Genomic DNA, 19,064 nt, shown 5'->3' with positions numbered 1-19,064 from the left:
TCGTCTCCCGGGAGCCGCGAGCCGGGAGCCGGGGGAGACCAGCACCGCGATCAGCTCCCCCCGGGGGCGGCGCCGCGAACTCGTACGCTTAGTAACGGACTTCGCCCTGCTCACGCGGGAGAACGACGAGGCGTGCGGGCCGGTCGGAGCGGCGCCGGGCGGGGTGCCGACGCGACGGCTATCCGTTGAACGGGTCACCGTCGACCTGAAGGAGGCGATACCCGTGTCCGTACGAGACTCCGCTCCGGCGCGCGGACTTCGGCGCCCGATTGCGGCGGGCCGCCAGGATGAGCGCGTTCACCTCCGGACGCCGCCTGCGCGCCTCGTCCAGCCGGCGGCGTGAGACACCGACGCGTGCCGCCGCGGCTCCCACCGCGGCACCCGAGCGGATGACGGTGAGCAGCGTGCGCAGTTCGAGCGGGGTCAGCGGGACCGGCTTCTCCTCGCCGTGCCCGTTCGACCCGCTCAGGGCGCTCGCCGCGGACATGGCCTCCGCGAACGAGGGTTCCAGGGCCTGCCAGTTGAGCAGCAGGCGTTCGGGGATGCCGGCGGCCGCCGCGCATCCGGCGGCGTCGATCCCCAGGGCGGCCGCCCGTATGGCCTCCGCCATGCGGGTCAGGGTCTCCTCGCGGAGGTTCGGCTCGCGTCCGAGGGCCGCGAGGAGCTCCTCGTCGAGCCGGGTCCGCGCGTCGAGGTGCGCCAGGACGTCGTCGGCCCAGGCGGCCAACGGAGCATCGGTGTCGGTCGCTTCATCCACCCATCCAATATTAGGTTAGGCTCACCTAAGTGTATAGACAGGGGTGTCGTCCCCCGATCGACACCGCTCTCGCCTTCTGGGAGGGTGAGGTGATGCGGACTCCCAGGCAGGCGGCCAGAGTTGCGGTGCTGGATCCCGCCGGCGCTGTGTTCATGTTCCGGTACGACAACGCGGAGGTCGGCGTCCACTGGGCACTCCCCGGCGGCGGAATGGACCCCGGCGAGACACCGCTCCAGGCCGCGCGGCGCGAGCTGCGCGAGGAGACCGGCTGGGACGACATCCCCCTCGACGGCACGCTGTTGTGCCGGTGGGAGCACGACTTCACCAGAATCGGTGTCCCCGTGCGGCAGCACGAACACATCTTCCTCACCCGCGGCCCCCGCCGGGATCTGACCGGCGAACTCGGCTCGGCGCACGAGGCCGACGGAATCCTCAGGGGACGATTGTGGCCGCCGGACGAGCTGTCGGCGGCCACCGAGGCGCTGTGGCCGCCGCAACTCCCCGACCTGCTGGCCGCCGTACGACGCGGCCCGCCCACGACACCCGTCGACCTGGGCTTCGTTCCCCAGGGTCCCCCCACCACGGCCTGACGGCGACGCGCAGGTGAGCCGGTGTCAGCGCTCGCCGAGCGCCCGGATCTCGGCGCTGATCAGCTCGGGGTCCTCCTCCGCCATGAAGTGCCCGCAGTCCACCGTGCGGTGGCGCAGGTCCGGCGCCCAGGCACTCCAGAGCTTCTCGGCCCGGAAGCCGAGCGCGGCACCCCAGTCCTGCTGGAGCACGGTCACGGGCATGGCCAGCCGGTTGTCCGCGGCCCGGTCGGCGCTGTCGTGGTCGATGTCGACGCCGGCCGAGGCGCGGTAGTCGGCGACGATCGACGGCACCGCCGCGGCGCAGGCGTCGAGATAGTGGCGGCGGACGGCGGAGGGGACCGCGCCCGGGTCGTTGGCCCACACGTCGAGGAAGTGGCCGAAGAACGCGTCGGGCGCGCCCTCGATCAGCCGCTCGGGCAGGCCGGGCGTCTGAGCCATCAGGTAGAGGTGGAAGCCGACCGCGGCGGACACACCGTGCAGCGCGTCCCACATGTCGAGGGTCGGCAGGACGTCCAGCACCGCGACGCGCGCCACCGCCCGCGGATGGTCCAGGGCGGCGCGGAAGGCGACGAGCGCGCCGCGGTCGTGGCCGGCCAGCACGAAGCGCTCGTGGCCCAGCTCCGCCGCGAGACGGACGACGTCGCGCGCCATGGTGCGCTTGGAGTACACCTCGGGACCGGTCTCGACGGGCTTGTCGCTGGCGCCGTAGCCACGCAGGTCGGGACAGATGACCGTGTGGTCGGTGGCGAGGTCCGCCGCGACGTGCCGCCACATCAGATGCGTCTGCGGAAAGCCGTGCAGCAGCACGACCGGCGCCCCGCTGCCGCCGACCGCCGCGTGCAGGGAGACGCCGTCGTCGACCCGCACGCGGCGCTGGGCGAATCCGGGGATGCTCAGGGGTGTCACAACAGCTCCAGGTGCTCGTGGCAGGGTGGAGGTCCGGGCCGGACGACCGGGCGCGGACACGTCGCGCGCCGATCGGCCCGGAACCGGACCGCCGGGTTCGGGTCCGTCCGGGATCTCCCGGACGTCCTCCAGGCTGCGGGTGCCGGATCAGCGATCGATGAGCGAGTTCTCCGGCCTCGGGTTCGGGGGCTCGCGGAAGGGCTGTTCGGTGGGTGTGCGGTTCGGACTGCTGGGGCCGGTGGCGGCCTGGGACGACGAGGGTGCCCCGATGCCGCTCGGCGCCCCGCGCCACCGCGAGGTGCTGGGCAGGCTTCTGGTGGCCCGCAACCGCGTCGTACCGGTCGACCGGCTCGTCGCCGACCTCTGGGAGGACGAGCCGCCGAAAGGTGCCGTCGGAGCCGTACGCACCTTCGTCGCGGCCCTCCGTCGCGCCCTGGAACCCGGGCGCCCCGCACGCCGGCCCCCGTCGCTGCTCGTCACCCAGGGCCCCGGCTACGTGCTGCGCGTGAGCCGCGACGCGGTGGACGCGGGGCGGTTCGAGGAAGCGACGGTGCGGGCCGGCGCCGCCGCCCCGCACACCGCGGTCGCCGTATGGAGCGAGGCGCTCGCCCTGTGGCGGGGACCCGCACTGGCCGATTTCCCGCAGGCCGGCTGGGCCGCCCCCGAGCGGGCGAGGCTGGAGTCGCTGCGGCTCCGGGCGATCGAGGGGCGGGCCGACGCGCTGATCGCCACGGGGGCCGCCCGCGAGGCGGTGCCGGACCTGGAGTCCCACGTCACGGCGCACCCCTGGCGGGAGGACGGCTGGGTCCTGCTGGCCACCGCCCTCGACCGCTCCGGACGGCGTGGCGACGCGCTGGCCGTACTGCGACGCGCCCGGCAGACCCTCGCCGACGACCTGGGAATGGACCCCGGCCCGGCCCTGGCCCGGGCGGAGGAGCGGATCCTGAGGGGCGCGACGGACGCCCGGACAGCGGACCCCGTCGGCTCCGGCGCTGCCGACGGGGTGTGGGGGCGGGCGGCCGCCGCCTGGGAGCGGTCCGTGCCGGCCCGGTCACGGGCGCGGCTGCACGCCACCGCCGGCCTGCTGCGCGAGCTGGCCGTGACCGGGGCGGAGGGTCTGGAGGAGGCACGCGAGCACCGCGGAGCCGTCGTCGCGGCGGCAGACGCCACCGGCGACGTGGACCTGACCGCCCGCGTCATCGGCTCCTACGACGTCCCGGCGGTGTGGACCCGCGCCGACGACCCGGACGACGCCGCCGCGCTGGTGCGGGCCGCCGCCCGCAGCGCCGCGAAGCTCGGCCCCGACGCCTCGCCCGCGCTACGGGCGCGACTGCTGTCGGTCGTGGCGGTGGAGTCGCGCGGAGACGCAGCCGCCGACGGACCGCTCCCGCATGCCGGTACGGAGCCGACGGCCGAACCCTGGCGGGCGCGCGCCGAACGGTCCGCCGACGAGGCGGTCCGGCTGGCCCGCGGGCTGGGGGACCCCGCGCTGCTGGCCTTCGCCCTGAACGGCGCGTTCATGCAGGCCTTCGGCAGCTGCGGCCTGGCCGCACGGCGCGCGTCCCTCGGCGGCGAACTGACGGCCCTCGCCGCCGGACACGGCCTGCCCAGCCACGAGATCCTGGGGCGCCTCGTACGCGTCCAGGCACTCGGCGCCCTCGGCCACCTGACGCCTGCCGACGAGGAGGCCGACGCCATCGACATCCTGGCCGACCGTCATGAGCGCCCACTGGCAAGGGTGTTCACCTCCTGGTACCGGTCCCTGCGCACCTGCGAGACCGACGGCTGGGAGGCGGCCCGGCCGCTCTACGCGCGGGCGCTCGCGGCCACCGCGGACTGCGGCATGCCCGGCCTCGCCCTCGGCGCACCCGCGCTGGTCGCCCTCGTGCCGGTCATGCGCGGCGAAGAACTCCCCCGCCCCGGAGCCCTCGACGCCACGGACCCCGGCCCGTACGAACCATGGGTGCGGCCCCTGCTCCTGGCGGGCGAGGGCGAGACGGAGCAGGCCCGCCGGGCGCTCGCCTCCGCCCCGAGACCACCCCACGACCTGCTCCAGGAGGCCCTGTGGTGTCTGCTCGCCCGGGCGGCCGCGGCCGTCGGACACGCCGGGGTTCTGCGCCGGTCCAGGGACGAACTCGTCGGCGCGGCAGGGGAGTACGCGGGTGCGGGCAGTGGGCTGGTCTCCTTCGGCCCGGTCGAACGGCACCTGCGCGCCGCGGACTCGGCCCTGCGCGACCTCGACGGACGATGATGACCGGGGTGCACGGCCGCGCGCGACCGGCGCCGAAGGAGTCCGTGACAGCCTCAAGTGGCAGGCGGTGAAGCCCAGTTCAGGGGCCGGATTCCGAAGTAGCCCGTCGTATCGCGCCATTGTCGGGGCGGGAGCCGACTCCTACGGTGGGCGGAGTGTCGCGAGGAGCGCGGTCCGGGAACGGAGACATGCATGCTCAGCAAGCACGAAGCGGCCGAAGCCGTCCGGCAGGCCAAGGTGAGGACCGGGGTCACCTGGGCGCAACTGGCGGAGGCCGTCGGCAAACCGCTCGCCTGGACCACGGCGGCCCTGCTCGGCCAGCACCCTATGGACAAGGACTCGGCGTCGACGGCCGCGGCGCTCCTCGAACTCGGTGACGACGCGGCCCTCGCCTTCCAGCTCCAGCCGACCCGGGGGGCCCTGGACGCGGCCGTCCCCGTGGACCCGACGATCTACCGCCTCTACGAGGTGGTCCAGGTCTACGGGCCACCATCAAGGAACTGATCCACGAGCAGTGCGGCGACGGCATCATGAGTGCCATCAACTTCCGGCTCGACGTCCGCCGCGTTCCCGACCCCGCGGGTGACCGCGTCGTCATCACCCTCGACGGGAAGTATCTCCCGTACCAGTGGTGACTCCTTCCACGAGTTGCCGCACCTCTGACCGCCGTCACGGCGTACGCCGTCGGCGGCCAGAAGTCCGGCCGTGCCTGTCGCTCCCACACCGGCCACCGGTTGCGGCAGCCCCGGACCGCACGCCGCCCCGCACGCCGCCCCGCGTCATCCCGAGGTGGGGCCGATCTCGAGCCGGGCTCCACGGGTCCGGTCCGAGGAGGGCCCCGTCTCCAGGGCGACCACCCCGGCCTCGACCACGGGTTCGTGGTCCCGGCCCACCGACGCCAGCGTGTCGGGGCCGATCTCGAACACCGCCTCCGCCTCGGTCCCCGGCGCGATGTCGAGCCCCACGAATCCGCGCAGCTCCCGGATCCGCGGCCACGCCGTACCGCCGGACAGCCTGCGCATGTAGAGCTGCACCGTCTCGTGGGCCATTCGGGCGCCCGTGTTGCGGACCGTGACCCGGCAGACGAGCCGCGGCGCACCCGCGGTGACCCGGTCCCGGGACAGCCGGGGCGGGCCGTATTCGACGGTGGTGTACGACAGGCCGTGGCCGAACGCGTGCCGTGCCTCGGCGCTCTGGTCGACATAGCCGCGGTACCGGTGGTCCTTGGCGTTGTAGAACACGGGCAGGTGCGCGGCGGAACGCGGCACCGACACCGGCAGCCGGCCCCGGGGCTCGGCGTTGCCGAACAGCACGTCGGCCACCGCGCGGCCACCTCGGGGACCCGGGTACCAGGCGCTCAGCAGGGCCCACGTGCTGGTCCGGGGAGCGGGGACCGCGTGCGGGCGGCCCTGCACCAGGACCACGACGACGGGCGTGCCCGTGGCGGACACGGCGTCGAGCAGCGCCCGTTGACCGATCGGGAGCGACAGATCGGCGAGGTCGACGCCCTCGCCGCAGGTCATGCCCGAGGGCGGTCCGGACCCGGCGAGCGCCGCGCCGTTCGTGTCGAAGACGGTGTCCCCGGAGCGGGCGCTCGACCCGCCGAGGACGAGCACGGCGACCTCCGCGGCCGCCGCGAGCGCGGCGGCCGAGTCCACCTGCGAGACGTCGTCGCCCACCAGGGCGCACCCCTCGGCGTACGTGACCTCCGTGCCCGGCGCCGCCGCCGCGCGGATGCCCTGGAGGACCGACACACCGGTGCCCGGGCGCTGCGGTGCCGTGTAGTCGCCCAGCAGTGGGGCGACGGCGTCGGCGTTCGGGCCGAGCACGGCGATCCGGCGCGTGCCGGGGGACAGGGGCAGGACATCGCCCTCGTGCACCAGGAGGGTGACCGAAGCACGGGCGACGCGCTCGCCCAGACCGGCCAGGTCGACCGGTCCTGCCACGTCCCCCGGATCGGCCGGCATCCCCGGACCGGCCAGGTCACCCGGTGCGTCCGAGCCGCCCGAACTTCCTTTGCCGGCCTGCCCCTTGAGTGCTGGTCCGGCGTGCAAGGCGCCCGAATCCACCGAGGCCGCCGGCTCGTCCTCGAACAGTCCGAGCCGGAACTTCAGCGACAGCACGCGCGTCACCGCCGCGTCGAGCCGCTCCTCCGTGACCAGTCCGCGGTCGACCGCCTCGGCGAGACGCGCGAACGAGGCGTCCCACAGGCTCAGATCGCAGCCGGCGTCGAGCGCACGGGCCCCGGCGGCCACCGGATCGCCGGTGAGCCGGACCAGCCGGTCGATCGCGCCCCCGTCCGCCATCACGATGCCTTCGAACCCCCAGCGGTCACGCAGTACCTCGGTGAGCAGATACCGGTTCGCGACACAGGGCACGCCGTCGAACTCGTTGTAGGCGGCCATCACCCCGGCCGCGCCCGCCGACACACCCGCCCGGGCCGCGGCCAGGTGGATCTCGTGCAGCTCCCGGGCACCCAGTTCCGTGGCGGCGCTGTTGCGCCCGCCGACCGAGGCACCCTGCCCCGCGAAGTGCTTGAGCACCACGCCGACCCCGGACGACCGTGCGCCCTCGACCAGCGCCCCGGTCATCCGGGCCGCGAGGTACGGGTCCTCGGTGAAGCACTCCTCGGTACGCCCCCAGCGCGGGTCCCGCACCACGTCGAGGGCGGAGACCAGGGCGAGGTGCGCACCCCGCGCCCGCAGCTCCGCCGAGGCGCCGGCCACCGCCTCCGCGTACAACGCCGGATCCCAGGTGGCGCCCACCGCCAGGTTCACCGGCAGCACCGTCCCGTCGAGGGCCTGATGGCCGTGCGGCATCTCCTCGACCAGCAGCACCGGAATACCGAGCCGCGTGGTTTCGCGCGCGTGCCGCTGCACCTCCCGGGCCATCCGGGCACCGTCGTGCGCGTCGAGACCGTCCACGAAACCCACCCCGGACCAGGGGTCGGCGCGCTGGAGTCCGTACAGGGCGCCCATGCCGCCGAAGGCGCTCACCTCGTCGCGGAAGGTGTCCGTGAGCCGGTGGCCGTCCGGGGTGCGCTCGTACGCGTGCCAGCCGTACAGGCGCTGGTTGACCTGGCCGACCTTCTCGGGCAGCGTCATCCGCCCCAGCAGGTCGCGGACGCGTTCCGCCACCGTGGCGGACGGATCGCGGTACAGGGGACCGCGGTAGGCGGGGGAGGTCATCGCAGTTCCAGGACCGCGACGCCGTAGCCGTCGATCGTCACATCGGTCACCGCGGCGCCGGACCGCAGGTCGTGCAGCGTGCCGTCGCTGACGGGGGACACGGTGAGGGGCTCGGGGCTCTGGCTGACGAGCCAGACGAAACGACGGCCGTCGGTGTGCGCGAGGACGTCGGCCGCGACGTGCGGATCGGCGACCGTGACCGGCCGGCGAACGCCCGCCACCTCCGCCAGCGCCGCGTACAGCCGGTGCGTCCCGTCCGGGTTCGCGTGCGCGGTGCGCGCGGCCATGTGCTCCAGCGGATAGGTGGCGAGGACCGTCCGGCCCGCGCCGCTCTCGTTCACCAGCAGGGCGGGACGGCCGTGCGCGTCGACGGCGACGACCCGGGCCCCGCGCGGCTCGACGGGCAGATAGGCGCGGCTGTCCTCGTTCCCGGCCACCGGCAGGCGCAGCACCTCGCCCGCGCGCAGACCGCCGAAGTCCTCGGTGAACGTCATCTCCAGCACGTCGTCCAGGATCGGTTCGGCCACCCCGTACGACAACTGGAGCTCCACGCCGAACAGTCCGTCGAGGTCGTCGAACCAGGGGCCGCGGGTCGCGGGGTGCTCGCCGGAGCAGAACGACAGGTAGACGGTGGCGCCCGCCTCCGCCCGTCGGCCGAGTTCCCGGCGGGTGCGGGTGGTGAGTTGGCGGGTGGCCGGCAGCAGGTAGAGCGAGGCGTCCCCGGGCAGGCGGTCGGCCTCGCGGGTGAACGCCACGGGCAGGTCGGCGGCGCGCGCTGTGACGTAACTCTGGTGCAGGGACGTGAAGATCAGCGGCCGGTCGGCGGGCCTGCTGTAGGGGTATCCGCGTTCCAGGAAGGCGGGCACGACCAGCGCGGTGTCGGCGTCCACGCGGGCGCAGCCGGCGAAGTCCACGGCGCGCAACACGTCCGCGAAGGCGGCGAGTTCACGCAGCGGCTCCTTCGGGGCGCCGGTGGAGTCGGTGATCCCGAAGTGCATCTCGAAGGGGTGGTGGTCGTAGGGGGACTGGTCCCAGAGGTCGTCGTAGTCGGTGTTGTTCCAGGCGATCCAGCCGGTGGCTCCGCCGAGCAGCGAGTTGTGCAGGGTCTGGCGGTAGTGGACGCCCGCGTTGCGCGCCGAGACCGTGTCGGTGGAGACCCCGAACTCCTCCAGCACGACGGGCTGTCCGGTCACCGCGGCCAGCTCGCACTCGAACGCGGCCCGGTAGTGCTGGCGCGGCCGGTCGGTGTCCGAGCGGTACACGTGCGGGCCCACGAAGTCGACGTACTCCGCGGTGTCCCGCAGCGAGAAGCCGTTGTCGCGGCCCGTCACCTCGATGCCCCAGGCGCCGTCGCCCAGGGACACCGGCTGCGTGGCACCCGTGGCGCGCACCGCGTTGCACATGGACTGGGCCCACGCCGTCACCACGTCCGAGGAGGGCGGGTCCACCTGGTAGACGCGTCCGTAGCCCGGCATCTCGTTCGTGATCAGCCAGCCGGTGACCGCCGGGTGGTCCTTGAAACGGCGGGCCATCCGGGACACGAACCACGCCTGACGGCCGACCATCCAGACGTCCTCGTACAGATCACGGCCGCCCCGCCACGCCGGGTCCCAGTTCTCCCCGGACATGTGCCCGACGATGAACGTGGGCACGGTCCCCATGCCCGCCTCCTGGTGGGCGTCGAGGAAGTCCTCGAAACGCTCGCACAGTTCGTCGTCGATCCGGTGCGGCTCGGGGTGGAAGTCCGGCCAGTAGAAGAACGACCGGGTCATCGTCAGCCCGTGGTCGCGGAGCACGCCGAGTTCCTCACGGACGGTCTTCGGGTCGTAGTTCCGCCACATCAGCGGACCGCCGGTGCGGGACCAGAAGTTGGCACCGAGCCAGGGCAGGACGGTGGAGTCGTGGGTGAGCTGGGCGCTGTGGCGTCGCATGGTCCTTCTCAATGGTTGCGGGTGCGTGGTGCGGCTCCGCCGCCCGCGGGCGGCGGAGCGTGGTGGTGCTGTCAGCCGGCGGGCGCCGGCCCGGTGGACTCGCGGACCACCAGTCGGGGGCGTCCGGTCAGCGGGGTGTCCTCGACCTCCTCGCCGCACAGGGCGAGGAGCATGCGGGCGGCCGCCGCGCCGACCTCCTGGACGCGCTGGTCCACGGTGGTCAGCCGCGGGTGCAGCCAACTGCCGAGCGGCAGGTTGTCGTAGCCGACGACCGACAGGTCGCGCGGGACGCTCAGCCTGGCGCGCTGCGCGGTGCCGACGCCGCAGACGGCCATGGAGTCGTTGGCGTAGACGACCGCGGTGGGGCGGCCGCCGGCGTCGAGCAGGGCCTGCGTCGCCGCGACCGCGGACCGCTCGGTGAAGTCGGTGTGCAGGACGGCGAAGGGGCGCAGCCCCGCCGCGCGAAGCGCCGTCTCGAAGGCGGCCCTGCGCAGCCGGGTGTGCTGCAGTTCCGCGGGCCCCGCGACATACGCGACACGCCGGTGCCCTAGACCCAGCAGGTGCGCGACGACCTCCGCGATGCCCGCTCCCTGGTCGAGCAGGCCGACCCGGGGGACGACAGCCCTGCCGTCAGGCGATCCGAGCAGGACCGCGGGCAGCCTCAGCCGGGCCAGCAGCGCGGGCCGCGCGTCGTCGTCGCGCGCGTCGGTCAGCACCGCCCCGTCCACCCGGCCCTCGGCGGCGAGCCGCTCGTAGAGAGCGTGCTCCTCCTGCGGGCCGCTGACCAGGTGCAACAGCAACCCGTAGCCCCGCGGCGCGAGTTCGCCCTCTATGCCGGTGATCAGCTCGCTGAAGTGCGGGTCCGCGCCCAGTACGTCGGTGGGCCGCCGGACCACCAACGCCAGGCTGCGCGTACGCGCGTTGCGCAGGGCTGCGGCGGGGGCGCTGGGCGACCAGCCCAGCTCCAGCGCCGCGTCGAGGATCCGACGCCGGGTCGCCTCCGAAAGACGGCCCTTGTGGTTGAAAGCCTGCGAGACCGCGGCGGTCGACACACCGGCCGCCGCGGCGACGGCCTTGATGGTGGGACGCCGTCCGGTCCCCTCGGTGGACGCCGTCACATCTTCACCGCCCCGCTGACCAGGGCCTGCTGCATGCGCTTCTGGAGGATCGTGTAGACGACCCAGACCGGGATCAGCGTCAGGACGGTGCCCGCGGTCAGTACCCCGTAGTCCGTGCCGGTGATCGACTTCAGGGTCGGCAGTGCCACCTGGACCGTGCGCTGCGAGGGGTCGGGACCGATGATGACCAGCGAGTACAGGTACTCGTTCCAGAAAGTCAGGAAGTTGAGCAGCAGCACGGTGGCGATACCGGGCAGACACATCGGCGTGTAGATGTGCCGGAGCACGGCGAAGGTCGACGCCCCGTCCAGCCGCGCGGCCTCCTCCATCTCCCGGGGGATGGTCCGCATGAACTGGACGAGGATCACCACGGACAGCGGCATCGCGGTCGCCGGCAGGAACAGCACCATGAACGTCCGGGTGTGGAACAGCCCGGTCGCCGCCGCGAGCAGGAAGGTCGGGAACAGCGCCGCGAACGTGGGGATGAGGAACCCCAGCGAGAAGACCCGCTCGATCACCGCGGCCGACCGACCCGTCGACCGGGCGATCGCGAACGCGGCCGGCACGGCGAGCAGCAGGGTCAGGGCGAGGGAGAACAGCGTCACCACGGCCGAGTTGAGGACCGACAGACCCAGGTCGGCGCTGTCGAAGGCGGTCCGGAAGTTGCCGAGACCCAGCGACGTGGGCGGCGCCATGGGATGGGCGAAGATCTCGTCGTTGGTCTTGAACGCCGAGGCGAGGAAGTAGTAGAGCGGTATGACGAGCAGCACCGCGTACGTCCACACCAGGACGTGGGCCGGGAGCCAGCGCTTGCCGAGCTTCATTCTGTGCTGCTCCGAATCAGTAGGTCTGGCGGAAGACACGGCGGATCGCCAGGAGGCCGACGAGGCCGGCGAGGAAGAGGACGACACCGACGGTCTGGCTGTAGCCGAGGTCCGCCGCGATGAACGCCTTCTGGTAGACGAGGAACGACAGTGTGGTGGACGAGGTCCCCGGGCCGCCCTGCGTGAGCAGCAGCACGTGCTGCGCCGAGCCGAACAGCGTCCACAGGAACTGGAGCATCGTCACCACACCGACGTAGTCACGGATCACCGGGAAGTGGACCGCCCACATGGTGCGCCAGTGACCCGCCCCGTCCAGCTGGGCCGCCTCGCCCAGCTCGTCGGGCACGCTGCCCAGCCGCGCGGCGAACAGCACCGCCGTGAATCCGATACCGCCCCAGATGTCCAGGGCGATCAGACAGCCCAGGGCCGTCGAAGGCGACGCCAGCCACGCGTCGGTCAGCGAACCGAGGCCCAGCCCCTGCAACGCGCCGTTCGCCAGGCCGTCCGGCGACAGGGCCGCGTAGAAGACCATCGCCTTCGCCGGCGTCGAGATCAGCCCGGGTATGAACAGCAGATAGCGGATCACCCGGTGCCCCGGCGGCCGTTGCGCCACGTAGTAGCCCAGCATGTACGCGCACACGATCATCACCGGCAGCGCGACGGCGAGCTGGACCGCGGTGTTGCGCACCGCGTCCCAGAACACCGGATCGGCGAACACCGTACGGACGTTGTCCAGCCCGGCGAAGGACACCGGTTGCAGCATGCCCGGCCAGCGCAGCGCGGCGATCACGAAGATGGCGAGCATCGGCCCGACCATGAACACGAGGTACCAGACCAGTGCGGGCACGGCGAGTACGGTGCCGCCCTGCCGGGTGGCGCGGCGGGCCGCGGCAGGAGGAGAGGGCGGTGCGGGGCGGCGGGCCGCCGTACCGTCCGGTGTCGTCGTCAGCGTCGTCATGCGGTGACTCCCGGGGACTGCTCGGCGGAAACGATGGAGGCGGGCGGCCGGCTCATGCGGACCGGTACGCGGCTTCGAGCGTGGCGCGGACCCGGGCCGCGCTCGTGCCGCGGGTGAAGGACGTACTGGTCGCGGTGATCAGCGGCTGCGCCGCCGCCGGTGGCACGTACACGTCGGGCAGCAGCACCTGGCTCACCTCGGAGCCCAGCCGCTGTGCCGCCGCGACCAGCGGGAAGTCACCGCTGACCGCGTCCGTGCGCAGCGCCATGTCGCGGCCGCTCTCCTTCACGAAGCGCGCCACGGTGTCCTCCCGGTACATGAACCGTAGGAACTTCTCCACGTGTTCGATCTTGCGGACGCCGTTCGGGCTGATCCAGAAGCCGATGAGGGTGAAGGCGCGGATGATGGTGGGGCGTTCGTGGGCCGACCTCTCGGCCAGCGGCCAGCCGCCCACCTCGGTGTGCCGGGCCACCGCCTCCGGCACCTTCGCCAGTGCGGAGGACATCGCCGACTGGATCGCCGCGGAACGGGTGTTGTACTGCGTGGTCATGGAGTCGGACGTCAGACCCTGGGCCTTGTCCGCGAACACGCCCGCGTCCCGCAGGTCCACGAAGTACTGGATGCCCTCACGGGCGCCCCGGCCGGAGAAGTCGCCGGTCGTGTAGACGTGCCGGGCCTCGTCCTGGGAGAGGAACGTCTGGATGATCTGGGCCATGAGCTTCTGCCCGGTCCAGTCGTTGCCGCCGACGGTGACCGGAGCGATTCCCTTGGCCCGCAGCTTGCGGGCGGCAGCGACGAGCTGGTCGCCCGTGGTGGGTATCTCGTCGACGCCCGCCCGGTCGAGCAGCGCCCGGTTGTAGGCGACCGGCCAGTTCGTCGCGAAGTAGGGGAAGGCCCGCAGCCGGTCCTTGCTGTCGGTCCAGGCGGACAGCGCGATGGGCTGGACGCGCTCGCGGAGCCCCCAGGAGTCCAGATACGGGGCGACGTCCACGGTCGCGTCGACGTCCGTCCAGGCCAGCGTCTTGTCGTAGAGGTTGACCATGACGACGTCGGCCTCCTTACGGGCCAGCCGCGAGGTCTCGTAGACCTGGCCGAGGTCGTCGCCGTTGACGAGGTTCTTGACCTTCAGACCGGGGTTCTCCTCGCGGAACCGGTCCAGGGCCGACAGATAGGTGGGGGAGCCCGGCGCGGTCGTGCCGAGCTGCGTGTGGATGACGAGGGTGTCCGGATCGGAGTCCGCCGAGGCCAGTGACGAGCAGCCGGACAGAGCGGGCAGGGCGGCGGCCGTAGCCAGGCCGGAGCCGGCGGCGAGAAGGCCGCGCCGGGTCAGCGAAGAGCGCACAGCGGTTGTCTCCAACCAAGCGGTTAACGACTGGTTAATCGATGTACCTCGAAAGGTGCGAGGACTTTAGGAGGCGAACAGGCCGGGGTCAAGGGTCGGACGATCACGCGAACGGGCCGATGGCGGCGCCCCGACGCACTTCCTGCCGGGAGGGCGGGCGCTGAGGCTCGGCCCCGCTCGCCCCGGGCCTCCCCTCAAGTGCGTCCCGGGTGAGCGGACTTCGCGCACCCCGCGGCTGGTAGGTGGAGCGACCGCCCGCCCGAACCGCGCGGGCGAGGCCGCGCGCGGGCCTCCACGGAATGAGACCGGCGCGGACGGCGCACCGGCCACCCGCCCCGGTCGCGTATCCGCGCGTTGCGGGCCAACTCCCCAAATCGGTCGGCTCGCCGCGAGCGGTGATGATTCGGATATACGTCGGGAGCACTCCCGCGCGCCGGGCCTCTGAGGGCCCCACGGACACGAACACGCCTGGTGAGTACGGCGCGTCGGGGGTCCGCACCGGTGCGGAGCATACGGCGGGTCGCGTGCCTGACCTGTCCGGGACGAGGGGCCTGTCGACTCAACGACACGGCGCTCCCCGCACGCGGGACAGGGCGGCACGCCCGAGGGTGACACCTGCGCGGCCTACGCCGCCTGTGCCGCCTGCGCCGCCTGCGCGGCCTACGCCGCCTGTGCCGCCTGTGCCGCCTGTGCCGCCTGTGCCGCCTGTGCCGAGGCGGGGAGCGGCGCGGGCATGCCGCACCGCGGGGTCCGGGGCCGGCACCCTCGGCCGACTGCGGGACTGCGGGACTGCGGGACTGCGGGACTGCGGGACTGCGGGACTGCGGGACTGCGGGACTGAGGGACTGCGGGACTGCGGGACTGAGGGACTGCGGGACTGAGGGACTGAGGGACTCCGGGACTGGTCTGCGGATTCCGGGCCGGTTCCGGGCGTGCGGGATTCCGAATTCCAGGCCGGTTCCGGGCGTGCGGACGCTGTGTCCACCCTGGTCCGGGGCGAGCCCGCCGGGCGCCTCGCTCTCCTTGTCCGGGCCCCTCGATCCCGGGGTGATCGTGTTCCCTCTCTTGACCGCGGCCGAATCGCAGGCTTAGCGTTCCGGCGTCGATACGGATTGAAACGATTCAATCACTCGAACCTCTCCCGGAATTGGGGCGCACCATGGATGAACGCACGCCGCGACGAAGCGGACCGGCCCGGCGTACGGCGCTGGTCGCCGGGCTCGGGGCAACGGTCCTGAGCGCGCTGCCCGGAGTGGCCACAACCGCCCAGGCCGCCACGGGCAGCGGGGCCAAGGGAGCGCCGACGACCGGGCCGGCGGGGGTGGAGCACGCGGCGACGGCCGACTGGTTCGCGAATCCGCCGCGCTCGGTGCGCCCCAAGTTCCGCTGGTGGTGGCCCGACGGTCTGGTGGACCCGGACGAGATCGCCCGTGAGATCGACCAGATCGCCGACGCGGGCTTCGGCGGCATGGAGATCGCCGCCGTCCACCACAGCATCAAGGACAAGTCCGTGCTGGACACCGAGCACCACGGCTGGGGCAGCAGACCCTGGCGGGACGGTGTGGAGGCCGCGTTGAGCAGAGCCGCCCGGCGCGGGGTGACCATCGACCTGACGCTCGGCCCGAGTTGGCCCGTCGCGGTCCCCGGTGTGACGCCCGACGACGACATGGCCGCTCAGGAACTCGCCTACGGGCGGCTCGCGCTGGCCGCCGGTACCCGTTACGAAGGGCCCGTCCCCGCCGCCGTCCACGAGCCCGAGTTGGGCGTCACCCGGCAGACACTCGTCGCCGTGCAGGCAGCCCGTGTCGACGCGGCGAACTCCACCCGCAAGGAGACGGGCCTCGACCTGGACAGCGTCCGGGATCTCAGCGCTCTGGTCAGCGACGGCGCCCTGGCCTGGACGGCGCCCGGGGACGGCGACTGGGTCCTGATCTCGTACTGGCAGCGCGGCTCCGCCCAGCAGCCCGAGTCGGGACCGCACGCGTCTCCGGCGGCGTACGTCGTCGACCACTTCAGCGCCGCGGGCACCGGTGCCGTGACCGACTTCTGGGACCGGGCGATCCTGACGTCCTCCCTGCGGCGGCTTCTGCGGGCCGCGGGCGGGGCGTTCTTCGAGGACTCCGTGGAGTTGGAGACCGACGGACTGACCTGGACGTCACGGCTCCCGGAGGCCTTCGAGAAGCACACCGGACGCCCCCTGCTGCCGTACCTGCCGGCGCTGGTGCTGGACAAGAGCAACCAGGTCTTCGCCTTCGAGGCCCAGCTCACCCGGCAGATCCGGCACGACTTCTGGGAGACGGTCTCCGGCCTCTTCAACCGGCATCACCTCGGCGCACTGCGGGACTGGGCGCACGCCCTGGGCATGCGCCTGCGCTCACAGCCGTACGGCCTCCAGACGGACGCGATCGCCTCGGCGGCCCTGCTCGACATCCCCGAGGGCGAGTCCCTCGGCTTCAAGAACCTCGACGACTACCGCTGTCTCGCGGGCGGCCGTGACATGGCCGGCCACACGATCCTGTCCTGTGAGGCGGGCGCCTACAACGGCACCGCCTACAGCACGACGTGGGACCGGTTCCTGCGCACCATGGGCGGCGCCTACGCGGCCGGCGTCAACCAGACGGTCCTGCACGGCTTCTCGTACGCCACCGCACCCCAGGTGGCGTGGCCCGGCTTCGCGGCCTTCAGCCCGTACAACGGCACCGCCGGCTACGGGGAGTCGTGGGGGCCGCGCCAGCCCACCTGGAAGCACGTCCCGGACATCGCCGACTACCTCGGGCGGTTGCACCGGGTGCTGCAGAGCGGTACGGCCCGCGCGGACGTGGCCATCTTCCGGCAGACCGGATACACCGCCACCGGCATCGGAGCCTCCTGGTTCACCGCGACGGGCGTCCCGCTCGGCTGGAGCCACCAGTTCCTCAGCGGCCCCCTGCTCGATCTGCCCGGCGCGACCGTCCGGCGGGGCCGACTCGCACCCGAAGGGCCCGCGTACAAAGCCCTGTTCGTCGAGGGCGACTTCTTCTACGGCTCCACGCCCACCCTTTCGGTCGACGACGCCCGCAAGATCCTGGCGTTGGCGCGCGCCGGACTGCCCGTCGTGCTGCTCGGCGCCTTCGACCAGGGTCTGACACCCGGCGTGCCCGCGGACGGCGAGACCACCGAACTCCGCGACGCCCTGGGCTTGTTGCTCGCCCTGTCGAACGTCGCGCTCGTCAGCGACAAGGCGGCCGTCGGAGACGCGCTGTCCCGGCTCGGCGTCACGGCGGACGCCCGCTACGCCACGTCGTCCACCCTTCTCAACGCCCACCGCGCCACCGACGAGGCGGACTTCTACTACTTCTGCAACGGCAAGCACGCGGAGACCGTCAAGCCGCCCGTCGCCGCGATCGACCACGAGGTCACCCTGCGCCGTACGGGACCGGGCACTTCGGTTCCCTATCTGCTCGACCCGTGGTCGGGAGAGGCCGTCCGGCTCGCGCGGTACACCCGGGACGGCGACGCCTTCACCGTGCGGATCACGCTGCAGCCGGGGGAGTCGACGATCATCGCCCTGGGGCGCACCGGACTCTTCGGCGACCGGCACGGCTCCCTGCCGAGCGTCGTCGACACCGATGCCGATCAGGCCCTCTACACCACGGCGGGCCTGGCCGTCCGGGCCGGCGCGCCCGGTACCTACACGACCCGGCTGGACCGCGGCCGGCCTGTCACCACGACGGTCGGGGCCGTGCCGGCCGCCGTCGCCCCGACGCACTGGCGCCTGGACGTGGACGACTGGCGACCGGGCAACAGCGCCACGCGCACGGAGCACGTCACCGTCTCGGTCACCCTCGACGCGTTGCAGCCGTGGTCGGCGATCCCCGAACTCGCCGACAGCGCGGGCATCGGCCGCTACCGCACCACCGTCGACCTCCCCTCCGACTGGACGTCCGTCCACGGCGCCCGGCTGGAACTCGGCCAGGTCAGCGACACCTGCCGGGTGACCGTCAACGGCCGCCGCCTGCCGCCGGTCAGCCGGCTCAACCCGGTCGTCGACCTCACCCCAGGCCTGCTGCACCGCGGCGCGAACGTGATCGAGGTGGAGGTCGCGACCCCCCTGATCAACCGCCTCCGGGCGGCCCAGCCGACCGTCTTCGGCGGCACGGCCCGCCAGGACCACGGCCTGATGGGCCCGGTCCACCTGACGCCGTACGCACAGACACGCGTGTCCTGAGGGGACCCGTCCAGGGGTACCGGCTCGGCGGCGGCGACGGTACCCCTGGAAGCGCAGCCTCGGCCCACGGTCCGCGCACACGTCCCTGTTGCGAAGCCGACGAGGCCCAGGCCGAACGGTGCGCGCCGGCAAAACTCACAGCCCATGCCCGCAAGCTCGTCGTCCATCACGTCGGACCGGAAGAACGGCAGACCGCCCCGGGGACCCCTGACGAAATGGGGTGGCACACGCACTCCGCCGGGGCGACGATCCCTCGGTACGCACCGATGAAGGGGAAGCCATGGGCGACATCGCTCCGAGGGTGCTCATCTCCCTCGCCGACGACGAGGGGAACAGTGTCACCGTCAACGTCCTGGGGCGTAACCCCAGGTGGGCCGCCGGGCTCGATGCCGAGATCGTTGTCGGGACGCCCTTCGTGTCGGGCCGCTGTTACCTGGCGTTGTCCGTCGCGAAGCTGGAGAGTTGGTCCGACGCGCTGGACAGGCTCGACGCTGGTGAGGATGTCGGCTGGATGGAGATGAGCAGGGGAGCGTCCCTCTTCATCCAACTCGCTGGTGAGCGCGACTGTCCGGAGGTGGTCGTGGAGGACGAGTCAGGATCCATGGTCACCGTCCGCGTGCCGATCTCCCTCCCCGACGACTGGATCGCCGACCATCGACGGCGGCTGCACGAGCTGATGGATCATTGGGTTCCGGTGCTCTCGGCGTAGGCGGTCAAGTCCGGCGGGCGGAGACCCGGACGGCATCCGTGAGGAACGGGGAACCTGAAGGCGCCGGGTCCCGAAAACCTCGTGACCCAGGCTCGCGCCCGGTGCACCATGCCCCTGTGCGTCATCACCTCCTGTGCGGCCTGGCCGCCAATCCGCCCCTGCCGCCCGACACCTCCGTGGCGGCAGCCGCGGCGGCCAACCCTTCACTGCCGTCGGCGGTCATGCGGCGGCTGCTGGAGTCGGGTGGCCGGCCGGTGTCGGGTTGAGGGGACGGGTTGCCGTG

At 72.9% G+C, this 19,064-nt stretch carries 13 protein-coding genes and 1 pseudogene; 6 read left to right on the top strand and 8 right to left on the bottom strand.

Translation table 11 applies throughout. The features are described 5' to 3' along the window. Window positions 1-178: 178 nt before the first annotated feature. Window positions 179-757: a hypothetical protein gene (locus ABZT74_RS17210; protein ID WP_356435741.1), complete on the bottom strand. Its 579-nt coding sequence runs from the start codon at window positions 755-757 to the stop codon at window positions 179-181. A 92-nt stretch (window positions 758-849) separates the two neighbouring features. On the opposite strand from ABZT74_RS17210, the gene ABZT74_RS17205 reads away from it, so the two are divergent. Continuing rightward, window positions 850-1,347 carry an NUDIX domain-containing protein gene (locus ABZT74_RS17205; protein WP_356435738.1) on the top strand — a complete coding sequence of 166 codons (498 nt, stop codon included), beginning with the start codon at window positions 850-852 and terminating at the stop codon, window positions 1,345-1,347. A 24-nt stretch (window positions 1,348-1,371) separates the two neighbouring features. Here the strand turns inward: ABZT74_RS17205 and ABZT74_RS17200 are convergent, their stop codons facing one another. Next, window positions 1,372-2,253, bottom strand: a complete 882-nt coding sequence (locus tag ABZT74_RS17200; RefSeq protein ID WP_356435735.1) for an alpha/beta hydrolase — start codon at window positions 2,251-2,253, stop codon at window positions 1,372-1,374. A gap of 268 nt (window positions 2,254-2,521) precedes the next feature. Here ABZT74_RS17200 and ABZT74_RS17195 point away from each other — a divergent pair, with 268 nt between their 5' ends. Together ABZT74_RS17195 and cynS are read left to right on the top strand one after the other, a co-directional pair. After that, window positions 2,522-4,504 (top strand): BTAD domain-containing putative transcriptional regulator, encoded by a 1,983-nt coding sequence (locus ABZT74_RS17195; RefSeq protein ID WP_356436093.1) that lies wholly within the window; start codon window positions 2,522-2,524, stop codon window positions 4,502-4,504. Between the two features lie 192 nt (window positions 4,505-4,696). Continuing rightward, a pseudogene (cynS, locus tag ABZT74_RS17190) lies at window positions 4,697-5,139 on the top strand (cyanase). A gap of 144 nt (window positions 5,140-5,283) precedes the next feature. Here the strand turns inward: cynS and ABZT74_RS17185 are convergent. The 6 genes from ABZT74_RS17185 to ABZT74_RS17160 all read right to left on the bottom strand — a co-directional run bounded on the left by ABZT74_RS17185 (window position 5,284) and on the right by ABZT74_RS17160 (window position 13,865). Beyond that, on the bottom strand, window positions 5,284-7,692 hold the full coding sequence (locus tag ABZT74_RS17185) for a glycoside hydrolase family 3 N-terminal domain-containing protein (protein WP_356435732.1): 2,409 nt from the start codon (window positions 7,690-7,692) through the stop codon (window positions 5,284-5,286). Then, window positions 7,689-9,623 (bottom strand): cellulase family glycosylhydrolase, encoded by a 1,935-nt coding sequence (locus tag ABZT74_RS17180; protein ID WP_356435729.1) that lies wholly within the window; start codon window positions 9,621-9,623, stop codon window positions 7,689-7,691. The genes ABZT74_RS17185 and ABZT74_RS17180 overlap by 4 nt, the downstream gene beginning before the upstream one ends. A gap of 71 nt (window positions 9,624-9,694) precedes the next feature. Next, the gene (locus ABZT74_RS17175) at window positions 9,695-10,741 is read right to left on the bottom strand and encodes a LacI family DNA-binding transcriptional regulator (RefSeq protein WP_356435726.1); all 1,047 of its coding nucleotides are present in this window, start codon (window positions 10,739-10,741) and stop codon (window positions 9,695-9,697) included. Continuing rightward, window positions 10,738-11,565, bottom strand: coding sequence for a carbohydrate ABC transporter permease (locus ABZT74_RS17170; protein ID WP_356435722.1), 828 nt, complete (start codon window positions 11,563-11,565; stop codon window positions 10,738-10,740). The genes ABZT74_RS17175 and ABZT74_RS17170 overlap by 4 nt, the downstream gene beginning before the upstream one ends. A gap of 16 nt (window positions 11,566-11,581) precedes the next feature. Then, on the bottom strand, window positions 11,582-12,523 hold the full coding sequence (locus ABZT74_RS17165) for a sugar ABC transporter permease (RefSeq protein ID WP_356171608.1): 942 nt from the start codon (window positions 12,521-12,523) through the stop codon (window positions 11,582-11,584). 52 nt (window positions 12,524-12,575) lie between these two features. After that, the gene (locus ABZT74_RS17160) at window positions 12,576-13,865 is read right to left on the bottom strand and encodes an ABC transporter substrate-binding protein (protein ID WP_356435720.1); all 1,290 of its coding nucleotides are present in this window, start codon (window positions 13,863-13,865) and stop codon (window positions 12,576-12,578) included. Window positions 13,866-15,024: 1,159 nt separating this feature from the next. Between ABZT74_RS17160 and ABZT74_RS17155 the strand changes: the two genes are divergently transcribed. From ABZT74_RS17155 to ABZT74_RS17145, 3 genes are all read left to right on the top strand, one after another. After that, window positions 15,025-18,072, top strand: coding sequence for a glycosyl hydrolase (locus tag ABZT74_RS17155; protein WP_356435717.1), 3,048 nt, complete (start codon window positions 15,025-15,027; stop codon window positions 18,070-18,072). Window positions 18,073-18,352: 280 nt separating this feature from the next. Further along, window positions 18,353-18,781, top strand: a complete 429-nt coding sequence (locus ABZT74_RS17150) for a DUF5959 family protein (protein ID WP_356435714.1) — start codon at window positions 18,353-18,355, stop codon at window positions 18,779-18,781. Window positions 18,782-18,897: 116 nt separating this feature from the next. Continuing rightward, the gene (locus ABZT74_RS17145) at window positions 18,898-19,047 is read left to right on the top strand and encodes a hypothetical protein (RefSeq protein ID WP_356435711.1); all 150 of its coding nucleotides are present in this window, start codon (window positions 18,898-18,900) and stop codon (window positions 19,045-19,047) included. Window positions 19,048-19,064 lie beyond the last annotated feature (17 nt).

Origin of the sequence: Streptomyces sp. NPDC005302 (assembly GCF_040607345.1) — a bacterium.
Taxonomy (GTDB): Bacteria; Actinomycetota; Actinomycetes; order Streptomycetales; family Streptomycetaceae; genus Streptomyces.
The sequence above is the reverse complement of the archived record's forward strand: the minus strand, read 5'-3'. Positions and strand labels throughout refer to the sequence as shown.

Excerpts from the sequence above, each read along its gene's own strand:
- ABZT74_RS17205 (WP_356435738.1), top strand. The coding sequence starts at position 850 with ATGCGGACTCCCAGGCAGGCGGCCAGAGTTGCGGTGCTGGATCCCGCC.
- ABZT74_RS17195 (WP_356436093.1), top strand. The coding sequence starts at position 2,522 with ATGCCGCTCGGCGCCCCGCGCCACCGCGAGGTGCTGGGCAGGCTTCTG.
- ABZT74_RS17185 (WP_356435732.1), bottom strand. The coding sequence starts at position 7,692 with ATGACCTCCCCCGCCTACCGCGGTCCCCTGTACCGCGATCCGTCCGCC.
- ABZT74_RS17180 (WP_356435729.1), bottom strand. The coding sequence starts at position 9,623 with ATGCGACGCCACAGCGCCCAGCTCACCCACGACTCCACCGTCCTGCCC.
- ABZT74_RS17170 (WP_356435722.1), bottom strand. The coding sequence starts at position 11,565 with ATGAAGCTCGGCAAGCGCTGGCTCCCGGCCCACGTCCTGGTGTGGACG.
- ABZT74_RS17165 (WP_356171608.1), bottom strand. The coding sequence starts at position 12,523 with ATGACGACGCTGACGACGACACCGGACGGTACGGCGGCCCGCCGCCCC.
- ABZT74_RS17155 (WP_356435717.1), top strand. The coding sequence starts at position 15,025 with ATGGATGAACGCACGCCGCGACGAAGCGGACCGGCCCGGCGTACGGCG.
- ABZT74_RS17150 (WP_356435714.1), top strand. The coding sequence starts at position 18,353 with ATGGGCGACATCGCTCCGAGGGTGCTCATCTCCCTCGCCGACGACGAG.